Genomic DNA, 13,806 nt, shown 5'->3' with positions numbered 1-13,806 from the left:
CCTTTTATCTTATTCGACAATATGAAGAAAAAACCATTTTTCATCTATTAACAGAAGGTGTTCTTAATGAAATTTTTTTACAATTTCCTTCATTAAGTTTATGGCAATATTCAGTATGTCTCACTCTTTCTCTACTCATACGAAAGAATATTTTGACGGAAGAAAAAGTTTGCCTTATAGTCAAATTTGACTATAATATTCTTTATGGCATATTAGTGTACTTATGGAAAAGAAATTAAAATCAACTATACATTTAAATTTTTTATCCACTGCACTCAAAACTTAATATAGTTTACTTATTTCTAAAGGAGGGTTATATTTGGAAACTCAACCATTAAAAAAAGACGCCAACAAGACAAAATTTGTTGTTGCTGGTTTACTGCTTGGTATATTAATGGCGGCAATGGATAATACAATCGTTGCAACCGCAATGGCAACAATCGTTGGAGACCTAGGAGGCTTTGATAAGTTTGTTTGGGTCACATCAGCTTATATGGTAGCAACAATGGCAGGGATGCCTATCTTCGGGAAACTTTCTGATATGTACGGGCGGAAACGTTTTTATATTGGGGGCCTCATTCTTTTCTTATTCGGTTCTGCGCTTTGCGGAACAGCTTCAAGTATTGAGCAATTAAGTATTTATAGAGCTATTCAAGGTATCGGTGGTGGTGCCCTTATGCCTATCGCCTTTACAATTATGTATGATATCTTCCCACCAGAAAAACGCGGAAAGATGACAGGGCTATTCGGTGCTGTTTTCGGGACATCTAGTGTATTCGGTCCTTTATTAGGTGCTTATATTACAGACTATATAAGTTGGCATTGGGTCTTCTATATCAATATTCCATTAGGACTTATCTCCTTTTTCTTCATTACTAAATACTACAGTGAGTCTCTAGAATTTAGAAAACAAAAAATTGATTGGGCTGGTGCTATTACACTTGTCATAAGTATCGTTTGCTTAATGTTCGCATTAGAACTTGGTGGTAAGGAATATGCCTGGAATTCCACTGTAATTATTGGCTTATTTACAACAGTAGTTATTACACTTATTATTTTCTTCTTTGTAGAACGAAAAGCAACCGAGCCTATTATTTCGTTCCATCTATTTAAAAAACCTTTATTCGCAGCTAGTCAAGGAGTTGCCTTTTTCTATGGTGCTGCTTTTATTATCTGTACAGTTTATATTCCAATCTTCATTCAAGGCGTTCTTGGAGGTTCGGCCTCTAATGCTGGATTAATTTTAACACCAATGATGGTTGGTTCTGTAATTGGAAGTCAAACAGGAGGACAATTAGCTTCTCGAACAAGCTATCGTAACATTATGATGGTATCTGGTGTCTTCTTCGTTCTTGGTATTTATTCATTAAGTACTTTAACAATGGACACACCTCGTTTACTCGTAACACTATTTATGATTCTCGCTGGGCTTGGTGTTGGCTTCTCATTCTCAGTATTAAGTATGTCTTCTATTCACAAGTTAGAAATGCGAGACCGCGGTTCGGCGACATCAACAAACTCATTCTTCCGATCACTCGGTATGACTCTTGGTGTAACGATTTTCGGTACAATTCAAAATCATGTTTTTACAGATAAACTAAACTCTGTGTTCCCCCCTGAACTAGCAAAATTAGCTCCAAAAGGTGGAGACACAAGCTTCTTATTATCACCAGACGCTACCGCAAAAATTCCTGATGAAATATTAGCTGGTATTAAAGAAGCTCTCGCTACATCTATTGCGAACACATTCTTCTGGGCACTCATCCCGGCTGTACTAAGTGTTATTTGTATTTTACTTATGGGAAATGAACGCCTCTTTACAGGCCCTAAAAAGAAAGAAAAACAAAAGCAAGTCAGTTAATATAAAAAAGAAGCGGCATATCCCTTTATGAAAAAGGATATGCCGTTTATAATATGTATAAAGTTTTTATATACAGGAGTTGAGACAGCATGAGCATGAAATTAGTCATTCTCGGCTTGCTACTCGAAGGAGATAAACATCCATATGAAGTGCAGCATATTATGAAAGAACGACAAATGGATTGTTATATTAAATATGCTAAAGGATCACTTTATTACGCCTTCGAGCAATTAGAAAAGCAAGGTGCAATTCATATTACAAATGTAATTAGAGACACAAATCGACCTGACAAAACGATTTTTCATATAACAGAAGAAGGCAAAAAACTATTCCACACTTTACTATTAAAACAATTCGAAGCAAAAAACCAAATATATAAACCTATTTATTCAGCCTTATCTTTCGCTCACTTTAGCAATGATCACGAATTAGTTCCTATTTTAGAAAAAAAGAAAAACGATACTCTTCAATATTTACATACTATGCAAACGATATATGATTGTAATAAAGGAAAGGTTTCACGTGCACAACTATATATTTTACAAAGTGTAATTGAGCATATTACAGTTGAATTACAATGGCTAAACACCCTCCTTAAAGATGCTATAGCAGGCCGACTTTCAGAAGTTGCTATAGATGAAAATTGAGCTATGAAAGAAGGCATCCCTACTTCTTTCATAGCTCAATTTCTCTTTTTATACTGTAATATTATTAGTTACTTCAGAGCTAAAAAGTCAGAATAATAAGAAATAAAAACTTTGGAATTTTCTTATTTTAAAACAGTAGACAAAATTCCAAAAATTGTGTTAGAATTTGTTTCAATATCATATCGCTTGTTAAATTCCTTTCAAAAGGAAAATAGGTACACGAACATTTCGTTTCGTGTTTAAAAGGGAAGCTTGGTGAAACTCCAACACGGTCCCGCCACTGTAAATGCTGAGATTTCTTTTTGGTGCCACTGTGAAAACGGGAAGGTGAAAGAAATTATATGAAGCATAAGTCAGGAGACCTGCCTGTTTTAACAACACTGATAGATTCACGGATGATGATGAGGTGTTAAAACAAAAAGGAAGGCTTATTTTCTATGTCTTTGCACTTTTTGTTATAGGTATTTCCTAGTAAACGGAAATGCTTACTTTCAATTAGGGAGGAATTTAAAATGGCAATTCAAACAAGTAACTTAGGTTATCCACGTATCGGACTACAACGAGAGTGGAAAAAAACATTGGAAGCTTTTTGGTCCAATAAAATTGATGAAGAACAATTTTTAACAACAATGAAAGAAATTCGCCTTCAACACGTAAAAGTACAGCAAGAAAAAGGGATTGAACTCATTCCAATTGGCGACTTTACATATTATGATCACGTTTTGGATACTGCCTATATGCTAGGATTTATCCCATCACGTTTTTCTGAGTTTACATCTTACCTTGATGTATATTTTGCAATGGCGCGTGGCTCTAAAGATCATGTAGCTTCCGAAATGACAAAATGGTTTAACACAAATTATCACTATATCGTTCCTGAATATGAAGAGGGATTACAAATCTCTTTAAAAGATAATCGTCCACTTCGCTTATACGAAGAGGCAAAACAAGAATTAGGAGTAGATGGAAAGCCTGTTATTTTAGGTCCATATACTTTCTTAAAATTAGCTAAAGGCTATACACAAGAACAATTTCCTACCATTTTAAAACAGTTAGTTGCACCTTACGTACAACTGCTTTCAGAACTACATGCAGCTGGTGCACAAGCCATTCAAGTTGATGAACCGATTTTCGCTTCTTTAACTAAAGAAGAAGTTCAACAAGCAAAAGAAATTTATGAAGCTATTCGTAAAGAAGTTCCAAATGCGACTCTTCTTTTACAAACATATTTTGATAGCGTAGAAGAAAACTATGAAGAAATTATTACATTCCCGGTATCCGGTATTGGATTAGATTTCATTCATGGTAAAGAAGGTAATTTAAATGCTATTTCAAAATATGGATTCCCAGCTGATAAAACTTTAGCTGTCGGTTGTATAGACGGCCGTAACATTTGGAGAGCTGACCTTGATGAAGTTCTTGAGTTATTTACAACGTTACAAAAACAAGTTCAAACGAAAGATTTCATCGTTCAGCCTTCTTGTAGCTTATTGCATACACCGATCGATAAAACAGAAGAAACTCACTTATCGACTGAGCTATTTGATGCGTTAGCATTTGCAAATCAAAAATTAGAAGAGTTAGTTCTTATTCATTCCGCTCTCACTCAAGGTACAGAAAGCATTAGTAATGAGCTGGAAACATATCGAAACGTACATCATACAATTCGTTCATCTGCTGCACGTAACCGAGAAGATGTCAAAGCAGCACGAACAGCACTAAAAGAAGAAGATTTTTCACGTCCTCTTCCATTTGAAAAACGATACGAATTACAACAAGTTGCCCTGGAGTTACCGCTATTACCAACAACGACTATTGGTAGCTTCCCACAAACAACTGAAGTTCGTCAAACGCGAAAAGAGTGGCGTAACGGTGTTATTTCAAATGAACAATATGAACAATTTATTGAAAAAGAGACAGAAAAATGGATTCGTCACCAAGAAGAAATTGGTCTTGACGTCCTTGTACATGGTGAATTTGAAAGAACTGACATGGTCGAATATTTTGGTGAGCGCCTTGCTGGTTTCTCATTCACTAAAAACGGTTGGGTACAATCATACGGTTCCCGCTGCGTAAAACCACCTGTTATTTATGGTGATGTAGCCTTTATTAACGGAATGACTATTAAGGAAACTGTTTATGCACAAAGCTTAACGGAGAAAGTTGTAAAAGGAATGTTAACTGGACCTGTTACGATTTTAAATTGGTCCTTCGTTCGAAATGACATTCCAAGAAAAGAAGTTTCGTATCAAATTGCACTAGCTCTTCGTCACGAAATTGAACTACTTGAATCTTCCGGAATTAGAGTAATCCAAGTCGATGAGCCAGCACTTCGTGAAGGAATGCCACTAAAAGAAAAAGATTGGGATGCTTATATTACATGGGCAGTACAATCCTTCCTTTTAGCAACTTCTTCTGTAGCAAATGAAACACAAATTCATACTCATATGTGTTACAGTAACTTCGAAGATATTGTTGACGCGATTCGCGCATTAGATGCAGATGTAATTTCTATCGAAACATCAAGAAGTCACGGAGAATTTATTGATACGTTAAAACATACAACATATGAAAAAGGCATCGGTCTAGGTGTATATGATATTCATAGCCCACGTGTACCGAGTAAAGATGAAATGTATAAAATCGTAGAACAATCTTTAGAAGTATGCGATCCTAAATATTTCTGGATTAATCCTGATTGTGGTTTAAAAACGAGAAGAACAGAAGAAGTTATTCCAGCTTTAGAACATATGGTGCAAGCAGCGAAAGATGCTCGTTCCCTTTTAAAAACAAACGCATAACAAAAATGGGTTATCCTTTTCTCAGGATAACCCATTTTTTATTCTTTACTTTCAAAGAAGAATTCGTATTGTATTTTATATAATTCATCATCCGTTGGCTCTTCAAGAGGAATTGCTTGTAAGACAACTGTATAATCACCATTTGGAATAGGTATTTGAAATTTGTTTGAAAGAATACTCGTTATAACGATACTTTCATTTTCAACCGTAAAAGGAACCGTAATCGTTCTAACCACTTCTTCTTTTTCAATATGTTTCCCTGGGGTCACTTTCACTTCACAAGTATAATCAGAAAGTGCTTCAAAAATAACAGTTCCCTCTGCCTCAGCATAACCTCTTTCAAAATCTTCATCCGTCCAGTCTACATAAGGCTGCTCACCGTCATAGTTCATCAACATTAATTGCGAATAAGAAATTGTTAACTCCATAGTTCCCCTTCTCCTTCATTATGAAATGTACAAATACTACTTCACTTCAAACTTCACACGCGTACCATCTGGATATTTATCTAACTTATTCCCTACCCAAGAGCCTGCTCCGCGGTTATCCGCCGGACTTATATATTCAATATGTGCTCCTTTTCCGCCTTCCTTGCACATTGCCATTGGCCATTCATCACGATCATACCCTTTTTTTGATGGATATGGTGCTAACGACAATTTCCTTCTATCTGCAGCACCACCACGATCGATTGTACAAACTTCTGAATGCCCTTCTTTTATAGCATCCGTAATATGTTTTCCTGTCTCTGGATAACGTTCTTTCGGAAATTCTAACACTTGATCATACGTATTCGTTTTCTTTACACTTGTTTCCTCTGGCACAAGTACTTCATAGACTGCTACTAAAATAGACAGGATTGCGATAATTGAAATGATAATACCTTTTAATTGCTTCATGTATACCTCCATGTTTCTACCAGTTTCTTTTCCTCCGTTATTATAACAAACTTCTCCTGTATATGTTTTCAGACATTATTTTAGTTATTCCTTGCCATTCCGCCAAAAATTTTCATTTTTTCACTAATGCTGTAGAAAACTAATAGCCTTCCGACATTCTTTTTCAAAGGAAGTCCTCATAAAAGATTGAAATGATATATACGATACTTTTTGGGGAGGAAATATCATGGAAGCTACCTATAAAACGAAAGATGTCACGAATAAAACAGGCATCCCAAAACATATAGTCCGCAAATATAGTCAACTGTTAGAGGAACATGGTTATATGATTTCTAAAACAGCTGATGCTCGTATTTATAAACTTGATGATTTAAAACTATTGAAATCTATACATGAAAGAGCTGCCACATTACAAGAAGATATTTCAGAAACGATACCGATTATTTTAAAAGAAAAAGAGGACCCACCTGTACCAGTTATACAAGATAAGCAAGAGATACAACCGAAAGAAAAAGAAGATGGGCGTAACTTTGAGGAGTTCATGTTGAAACTTGAAATGCTAGCTCAATTAAATGAAGCAATTATTCATCAAAATTCTACTCTAATTACACAAAATCGTTTAAAGGATGAGAAACTAGATGAATTGATGCAACAAGTTTATGTAAAAGAAGGATCTCAAGAAAAAATGCTTCAAGAGTTAGTCGAGCACGCCGCTCAAACAGATGCATTGCAAAAAGAAAAGATGGACTTATTAATGAATCATATGTATAAACGAGAATCCAAACAGGAAGAAAAAATGAATAAACTTGTCAGTCAAATTTATAACAAGGACAGTAACCGTGATGCACAGCTTATGCAAGTTATTCGAGAAATTCAAGAAACAAAAAGAATGGTTGCTGCCTCAAAAGAGCAAAGCTTCTTTCAATCATTTAAAAGTTTATTTAGCCGAGCAAAACAAGAAAAAACAAATGAATAAACAATATAAAATAAAAAGTTACCTTCCATCGGTAACTTTTATTCCTTATTTTGTACAGCTGGTAATATAATAATTGCTTCAGTGCCTTTTCCACTTTCACTCTTATATTCCAATGTACCATTATGCGCTTGTAAAATACTAAATGTTACCATAAGCCCTAGTCCTGTCCCTTTTTCTTTTAAAGAATAATATGGTTGCCCCAGCCTTACTAACTGTTCTTTCGTCATACCAACACCACTATCTTTAACTCTTATTATGATTGTTTCGTCTTTTTGAATAGCTGTTACTTTTAAATATCCTTTATTTCCTTGAATTGCTTCAATACCATTTTTAACAACATTCATAATAGCTTGCTTTAATTTTGTCTTATCACCAATCGTATAAAGACTTTCTGAAATTTCAACTTGTAAATATACACCTTGCATCGCTGCAAATGACGACATGAGAGTGGTCATTTCTATTAATTGGGCTGATAAACAAATGTGTTCTTTTTTCTCAATTTGCGGCCTCGCTAAATTCAAGTAATCTGAAATAATTTGTTCCGCCCGATCCAATTCAGCTAATACGAGACGCATATAATCTTTATTCTTCACATCTTCCGTACTTTCTAGCAATTGGATAAATCCACGAACAACAGTAAGTGGATTTCGAACTTCATGTGCCACACTTGCTGCTAACTCACTTACAATATTAAGCTTTTCTGATTTTTGCATCTCTGTACGTAGCAATGCATTTTCATTTAAATATTCAGTTAAATACACCTGAAATACCATTGTCATAACCATGATAAGCGAGGCAAATATAAATCCACTATATATTTGCGAAATATACGGTGTAAACCCTGTTTCCAAAAGAACATTAATCATGCCTAATACTAAAGATACGAGCACATAAAATGATGAAATCATAAATGCTAAAATTAATTTCTTATCCCTTGAAAAAAGAGACCATTTCTTTGATAAAAACAGCGGAACTATCAATAGAAATATTACTTCTAAAACTGGAAGAAAGCTCATTCCCTTTAGTAACCATTCATATGCAACAAAAATAACCGCTGGGATTAAACCAACAATCCCACCATATAAAAAACCACTGACAATTGGAATTGGGTGAAAGTTATACCCACACACATTACCAAAACAAATAGAGTATGTCATGGAGAGAACGAGCGTAACGCTAGATAAAAACATAATAAAGTAACGATTTGGCTTCGGAGGCATTTCTTGATAGCGATTTAAACGAATCGCTTCATATGAAAATAGTGGTAAAATTATGATGGCAATTTGAATCAACAAATCACGGATAAGCTCCATAACCTCTCATCCCCTATATGTATTTTGATATGATTATATCATTTTATAGGTTTATTTGTTTTAAAATTTTGATTTTTCTTAACATATTTGTTAATTCTTTGTTAACAACTCATAATAATTGTTACAGATTTTCGAAATGATTGTAAACCCTGTACCAAATTTCCTTCGTGCAGTATACAATGAATACGGATTACAAAGAAAATGTAAAAATACTTTTTTAGACGGACAACTATAGCAAAATACAGCATATAATCCATACTATCTATGTTTACAAATAAGTGATCATTACTTTAGTAGGAGGAAGATAAATATGGCGGGTACTACGCTTGTTTTAAAAGAAGAAAATTTGGTTGTTCTAGAAAATGTTGAAAAATCAGTATATGAAGAGTTACAGCATAAAGCAGGAGATGAAGATTGCACATGTGCTGTGAACGAATCAGTTGTTCATCTTGGCAAGGTATCCTCTGTACTCTGGAATGAAGATGAAATAGATTGGGAATACGGATATTAAAAAGTCGCTTATAGCGGCTTTTTTTCTCTTTTCTCTCTCTTTCTAAATTACATATACAAAGCGCAATCATAGAAAATATGATAAAATGAACTTAATTTTCAAACGGAAGAAAGGGAGATACAATGGAACAATTCATTAACCCTAGAGTGAAGGATATCCAAATTTCTGGAATCCGTCAATTCTCTAACATGATTCAAAACTATGATAATTTGATTTCTTTAACAATCGGACAACCCGATTTCCCTACACCTTCTCTCGTAAAAGAAGCGGCAAAACGGGCTATTACAGAAAACTATACAAGCTATACACATAACGCTGGTTTACTAGAATTACGTAAGGCAGCTTGTAACTTCGTAAAAGATAACTACGATTTACATTACTCACCTGAAAACGAAACCATCGTTACAATTGGTGCTAGTGAAGCGATTGATGTTGCATTCCGAACGATTTTAGAGCCAGGAACAGAAGTAATTTTACCTGCTCCTATTTATCCAGGTTACGAACCTATTATTCGATTATGCGGTGCAACGCCCATTTTTGTAGATGTTCGTGAAACTGGATTCCGTTTAACAGCTGACGCGCTAAAAAATGCTATTACAGAAAAAACAAGATGTATCGTACTACCATATCCTTCTAACCCAACTGGTGTAACTTTATCCACAGAAGAATTAAAAGATATTGTAGATGTTTTAAAAGATAAAAATATTTTCGTCCTTTCAGATGAAATTTATAGCGAGCTTGTATATGAACAAAAGCATACATCTATCGCTCATTTCCCAAAAATGCGTGAAAAGACAATTGTCATTAACGGCTTATCTAAATCACATTCTATGACTGGCTGGCGTGTTGGACTTTTATTCGCACCAAGCTATTTAGCAGGACACATATTAAAAGTTCATCAATACAATGTAACGTGTGCTACTTCCATCGCTCAATACGCTGCAATTGAAGCATTAACAGCAGCTAAAGACGCACCAAAAATGATGCGCCATCAATATAAAAAACGCCGTGATTACGTATATAATAGACTCACTCAAATGGGCTTAACAGTTGAAAAACCAACAGGTGCATTTTACTTATTCCCATATGTTGGTCATTTGACATCTTCATCATTTGATTTTGCACTTGATCTTGTCAAAGAAGCTGGACTAGCTGTCGTTCCAGGAACAGCATTCTCTGAGTATGGTGAAGGCTATCTTCGCTTGTCCTATGCGTACAGCATCGAAACATTAAAAGAAGGTTGCGATCGATTAGAAGCCTTCCTAAAACAAAAAGCTAAGAGTTAAACTCTTAGCTTTTTTCTGCATAATGATCACAAGTGTGACGCTTTAGCAATTTATGTGGAATAATGATACATTTCGCAGTAGACTCCGCATTCTCTACTTTATCAACTAAAGCTTTTGCTGCTTCATATCCTAGTTGATAAATATTCACATCCACTGTTGAAAGCGGAGGACTCGCGATTTCTGATAGTAAAGCATTATTAAAACTTACAATAGAAACGTCCTTCGGTACAACGAATCCTTTTTTAGAAAGAGCACTTAACACACCCAGCCCAATTAAATCATCCGTTGCCATAATTGCTGTTGGCGGTTGCTTTAGTCCCATTAATTCTTCCACGGCTTGTTGACCACTTTCCCTTGAAAAATCAAAATGTAGAATATACTCTTTTGATAACGTAATGTCCGCTAGTTTTAAAGCATCGCTCATACCAGCTAAACGATCTCTCGTTACAAGTAAATCTGACCCACCACCAATGAACGCGATTTGCTTATGTCCCAATGAAATTAAATACTCTGCTACTTCTCTCGCAGCTGCATAATTGTCATTATCTACATATGTAATTTCATTTTTTCGATCATATGGTTTTCCTATTAGAACAAACGGGAAATTTTGTTCATGTAAATATTGAATAATCCGATCGTTCTCTCTTGAATATAAAAGAATAATGCCACCAATTTGGCGTCCCTGTACCATCTTTACGACACCATTAAAAATTTCCTCTTCCGTTTCACCTGTCGACATATAAAGCGCATATCCTTCTACATGTGCAAATGAACTAATCCCTCTTATAACTTCTGGGAAAAATGGATTTTGAAAAGCTTTACTTGCAGAACTTGGCATAACAAGACCAAGTGTCTTCGTCGTTTGGTTCGCAAGATTTCTCGCATTTAAATTGGGATGATACCCTAATTCACTCATCACTTTCCTAACACGGCGCTTTGTCTTTTCACTTATACTTGGATTATCAGCAATTACACGAGAAACTGTTGATGGTGCAACATTCGCTTGCTTCGCCACATCTTTAATTGTAACTGTCATAAAAATCCCCCTCCTCTCATTTCTCTGTCATTTTTCATATATTTTATCTCGCACTCATTGCAAGTCATAAACTTTCATTTCTTATATCTTGCAAAACTAATCCTATTCTCCCTCTTCATGTATTGTAAGGGATATAGCTATTTTTTCCTATACTATAATATACTATTTATTTCACTTCTTTTCACATGTGATGTCAAATCTCTTTTCATCTCCCTATAAAGTTATTTATAGGGAGATGAAAAGAAAAATGGGACGTAATGTCCCATTTTTCATCCTTTTGTACCTCCAGCTGTTAAACCAGAAATAAAGTATTTTTGTAGTGATAGGAATAAAATTGAAATTGGGATCGCAATTAACACAGAACCCGCTGCAAACGTTGTAAATTCATTACCGAATTTCTTCGCAACCATTTCATATAATCCAACTGCTAAAGTATAATTTTCTGGTGTTCGCAAAATAATACTCGCTAAAATGAAATCTGTAAATGGACCAATGAAAGTAAATAACGCTACAACCGCTACGATTGGCTTTGCAAGTGGCATAATGATTTGCCAAAAAATACGGAAATGTCCTGCTCCATCCATACGAGCTGATTCATCCAGTTCTTTTGGAATCGTATCAAAATACCCTTTCATAAGCCATGTATTCATCGGAATGGCCCCGCCTACATAAATTAAAATTAATGCAAGATGTGTATCAATTAATCCTGTTAACTGAGCTAATACGTATAGAGCAATTAACGCTGCAAAGTTTGGAATCATTTGCAGAATTAAAAATGTTAATAAACCATTTTTTCTTCCAACAAAACGATATCTCGAAAATGCATAAGCAGTAAAGCTAATTGCTAGCACTGAGAAAATCATCGTTAAAACACTTACTTTTAATGTGTTTTTATACCATAGTAAGTAATTACTATTCTCTAGATCTAATAGCTTACGATAATGATCTAACGTTGCATTTTGTGGAATAATACTTGATCCAGATAAACTATCACCCGGATTAAACGATGAGCCAATAATCCATAATAACGGATAGAAAATGATGGCACACATTACGAAAATAACTAAATAACTTAATGAGAGACGTAACATCTTCTGTCTTTTAATATTCATTTACATCATATCCTCTTCTTGGAATGATTTTGTTCTCTTAAATTGCCATAACGCAACTGTAATAACGATTAACGATAATATCATTGTAAGAGCTGCTGCTTTTCCGTACTGCGCTGAAGTCATCGTTAACTTATAAATCCATGAAATTAAAATATCCGTTCCACCTGCGTCTTGTCCAGCTACAGCAGGACCTCCACCGTTAAATAGATAGATGATACTAAAGTTATTAAAGTTAAACGTATATTGCGTAATTAATATTGGTGCTGTTGCATATAACACAAGTGGCAATGTAATTTTACGAAACTGTTGCCAAGCTGTCGCTCCATCTACTGTAGCCGCTTCGTATAATTCTCCTGGAATCGATTGCAGTATACCTGTTGTCATAGCAAAGACGAACGGGAATCCAAGCCAAGTTTGAATCATAATTAAAGCAATTTTCGCCCAAAATGGATCGGTCATCCAAGCAATCTTTTCAATTCCGAATAAAGCTAATACTTGATTGTTAATTGCTCCAAATGTTTCATTAAACATACCAGAGAAAACAAGAATAGATACGAATGCTGGAACCGCCCACGGTAAAATGAAGATTGTTCGAATAATCGCCTTTCCTTTAATACCAGGCTGATTTACGATAATTGCTAAGAAAATCCCAAGCGCAACTTGTAATGTTGTTGCAACGAATGTCCAAATGACAGTCCAAGAGAATACACTTACAAATGTCTCTCTCCACATCGGTAAAGTGAAAATATCAATAAAGTTTTTAAAGCCCACCCAATCTACTAATTTAGCTGGAGGAGAGTGATATAAATCATAGTTTGTAAATCCAATTAAAATTACGAAGATGATTGGAAATACGACAACAAAGATAAGTAGTAGAAAACCTGGTGAAACCATTAAATAAGGAAAACCTTGATCTAACAAATTACGATATTGCTCTTTTACAGAATTTAACGGTGTTCCGATATCACGTTTCTTTCCATTTTGATATGCATCATATAAGTTAAATGCATATATGCCAAGCCCAAACGTGATAACGATAAGGGCCAAGATTCCTTCTACTAATAGAAAGACAGAATGGTCACGTGGAACTTCTGTGCCGAGCGTTACAATACCCCATAATCCCATATTCAATAAATCAGCAAAGGCTACAATAAATGAACCTGTTAATACTAGAAAAATAAGACCTTTTACAAATTGTTTATTATACATTTGGCCCACGCCTGGAATGATTGATAACATGGTTGCCATTTTCCTATGCTTTGAATGGTTTAACCCATTTGCTGGTTCCATAGATGTTTGCATGTTCCTTCCCCCTTTTTTCTTCCTACATGGAAGGGAGAGAATTCGTGCCTCTCATATTAGAG

General features: G+C 35.0%; 12 protein-coding genes and 1 riboswitch. Of the genes, 6 read left to right on the top strand and 6 right to left on the bottom strand.

Features of this window, described 5'->3' with window-relative positions; translation table 11 throughout:
- Positions 1-319 precede the first annotated feature (319 nt).
- From MR170_RS00630 to metE, 3 genes are all read left to right on the top strand, one after another.
- Complete coding sequence (locus MR170_RS00630) at positions 320-1,861, top strand: MDR family MFS transporter (protein ID WP_029443156.1); 1,542 nt, start codon at positions 320-322, stop codon at positions 1,859-1,861.
- 89 nt (positions 1,862-1,950) lie between these two features.
- Positions 1,951-2,508: a PadR family transcriptional regulator gene (locus MR170_RS00625; protein WP_016080434.1), complete on the top strand. Its 558-nt coding sequence runs from the start codon at positions 1,951-1,953 to the stop codon at positions 2,506-2,508.
- A gap of 196 nt (positions 2,509-2,704) precedes the next feature.
- Positions 2,705-2,892: riboswitch (cobalamin riboswitch) on the top strand.
- A 128-nt stretch (positions 2,893-3,020) separates the two neighbouring features.
- Positions 3,021-5,309 carry a 5-methyltetrahydropteroyltriglutamate--homocysteine S-methyltransferase gene (metE, locus tag MR170_RS00620; RefSeq protein WP_242306759.1) on the top strand — a complete coding sequence of 763 codons (2,289 nt, stop codon included), beginning with the start codon at positions 3,021-3,023 and terminating at the stop codon, positions 5,307-5,309.
- Between the two features lie 38 nt (positions 5,310-5,347).
- Here metE and MR170_RS00615 read toward each other — a convergent pair whose 3' ends face one another.
- Entirely contained in the window at positions 5,348-5,737 is a 390-nt protein-coding gene (locus tag MR170_RS00615; protein ID WP_016080432.1) for a competence protein ComJ, read from the bottom strand.
- A gap of 36 nt (positions 5,738-5,773) precedes the next feature.
- Positions 5,774-6,208 carry a DNA-entry nuclease gene (gene nucA / locus MR170_RS00610; RefSeq protein ID WP_000811494.1) on the bottom strand — a complete coding sequence of 145 codons (435 nt, stop codon included), beginning with the start codon at positions 6,206-6,208 and terminating at the stop codon, positions 5,774-5,776.
- A gap of 226 nt (positions 6,209-6,434) precedes the next feature.
- Between nucA and MR170_RS00605 the strand changes: the two genes are divergently transcribed.
- Complete coding sequence (locus tag MR170_RS00605; protein WP_242306758.1) at positions 6,435-7,184, top strand: DUF3967 domain-containing protein; 750 nt, start codon at positions 6,435-6,437, stop codon at positions 7,182-7,184.
- Positions 7,185-7,222: 38 nt separating this feature from the next.
- Here MR170_RS00605 and kinB read toward each other — a convergent pair whose 3' ends face one another.
- The gene (gene kinB, locus MR170_RS00600; protein ID WP_242306757.1) at positions 7,223-8,497 is read right to left on the bottom strand and encodes a sporulation sensor histidine kinase KinB; all 1,275 of its coding nucleotides are present in this window, start codon (positions 8,495-8,497) and stop codon (positions 7,223-7,225) included.
- 310 nt (positions 8,498-8,807) lie between these two features.
- On the opposite strand from kinB, the gene MR170_RS00595 reads away from it, so the two are divergent.
- Together MR170_RS00595 and MR170_RS00590 are read left to right on the top strand one after the other, a co-directional pair.
- Positions 8,808-9,008: a hypothetical protein gene (locus tag MR170_RS00595; RefSeq protein WP_000929276.1), complete on the top strand. Its 201-nt coding sequence runs from the start codon at positions 8,808-8,810 to the stop codon at positions 9,006-9,008.
- A 122-nt stretch (positions 9,009-9,130) separates the two neighbouring features.
- Positions 9,131-10,294, top strand: coding sequence for an aminotransferase A (locus tag MR170_RS00590; protein WP_242306756.1), 1,164 nt, complete (start codon positions 9,131-9,133; stop codon positions 10,292-10,294).
- Between the two features lie 4 nt (positions 10,295-10,298).
- Here the strand turns inward: MR170_RS00590 and malR are convergent, their stop codons facing one another.
- The 3 genes from malR to malC all read right to left on the bottom strand — a co-directional run bounded on the left by malR (position 10,299) and on the right by malC (position 13,744).
- On the bottom strand, positions 10,299-11,330 hold the full coding sequence (malR, locus tag MR170_RS00585; protein ID WP_016080429.1) for a maltose operon transcriptional repressor MalR: 1,032 nt from the start codon (positions 11,328-11,330) through the stop codon (positions 10,299-10,301).
- Between the two features lie 269 nt (positions 11,331-11,599).
- Positions 11,600-12,442, bottom strand: coding sequence for a maltosaccharide ABC transporter permease MalD (gene malD / locus MR170_RS00580; protein WP_001022608.1), 843 nt, complete (start codon positions 12,440-12,442; stop codon positions 11,600-11,602).
- Positions 12,443-13,744 (bottom strand): maltosaccharide ABC transporter permease MalC, encoded by a 1,302-nt coding sequence (gene malC / locus MR170_RS00575; protein WP_016080428.1) that lies wholly within the window; start codon positions 13,742-13,744, stop codon positions 12,443-12,445.
- Positions 13,745-13,806 lie beyond the last annotated feature (62 nt).

The organism is Bacillus cereus group sp. BfR-BA-01524 (genome assembly GCF_022662595.1).
Classification (GTDB): Bacteria; Bacillota; Bacilli; order Bacillales; family Bacillaceae_G; genus Bacillus_A; species Bacillus_A thuringiensis_S.
This window is presented reverse-complemented; position numbering and strand designations above follow the sequence as displayed.

Coding starts and splice junctions, on each gene's coding strand:
- MR170_RS00625 (WP_016080434.1), top strand. CDS start 1,951: ATGAGCATGAAATTAGTCATTCTCGGCTTGCTACTCGAAGGAGATAAA.
- metE (WP_242306759.1), top strand. CDS start 3,021: ATGGCAATTCAAACAAGTAACTTAGGTTATCCACGTATCGGACTACAA.
- MR170_RS00615 (WP_016080432.1), bottom strand. CDS start 5,737: ATGGAGTTAACAATTTCTTATTCGCAATTAATGTTGATGAACTATGAC.
- nucA (WP_000811494.1), bottom strand. CDS start 6,208: ATGAAGCAATTAAAAGGTATTATCATTTCAATTATCGCAATCCTGTCT.
- MR170_RS00605 (WP_242306758.1), top strand. CDS start 6,435: ATGGAAGCTACCTATAAAACGAAAGATGTCACGAATAAAACAGGCATC.
- kinB (WP_242306757.1), bottom strand. CDS start 8,497: ATGGAGCTTATCCGTGATTTGTTGATTCAAATTGCCATCATAATTTTA.
- MR170_RS00595 (WP_000929276.1), top strand. CDS start 8,808: ATGGCGGGTACTACGCTTGTTTTAAAAGAAGAAAATTTGGTTGTTCTA.
- MR170_RS00590 (WP_242306756.1), top strand. CDS start 9,131: ATGGAACAATTCATTAACCCTAGAGTGAAGGATATCCAAATTTCTGGA.
- malR (WP_016080429.1), bottom strand. CDS start 11,330: ATGACAGTTACAATTAAAGATGTGGCGAAGCAAGCGAATGTTGCACCA.
- malD (WP_001022608.1), bottom strand. CDS start 12,442: ATGAATATTAAAAGACAGAAGATGTTACGTCTCTCATTAAGTTATTTA.
- malC (WP_016080428.1), bottom strand. CDS start 13,744: ATGCAAACATCTATGGAACCAGCAAATGGGTTAAACCATTCAAAGCAT.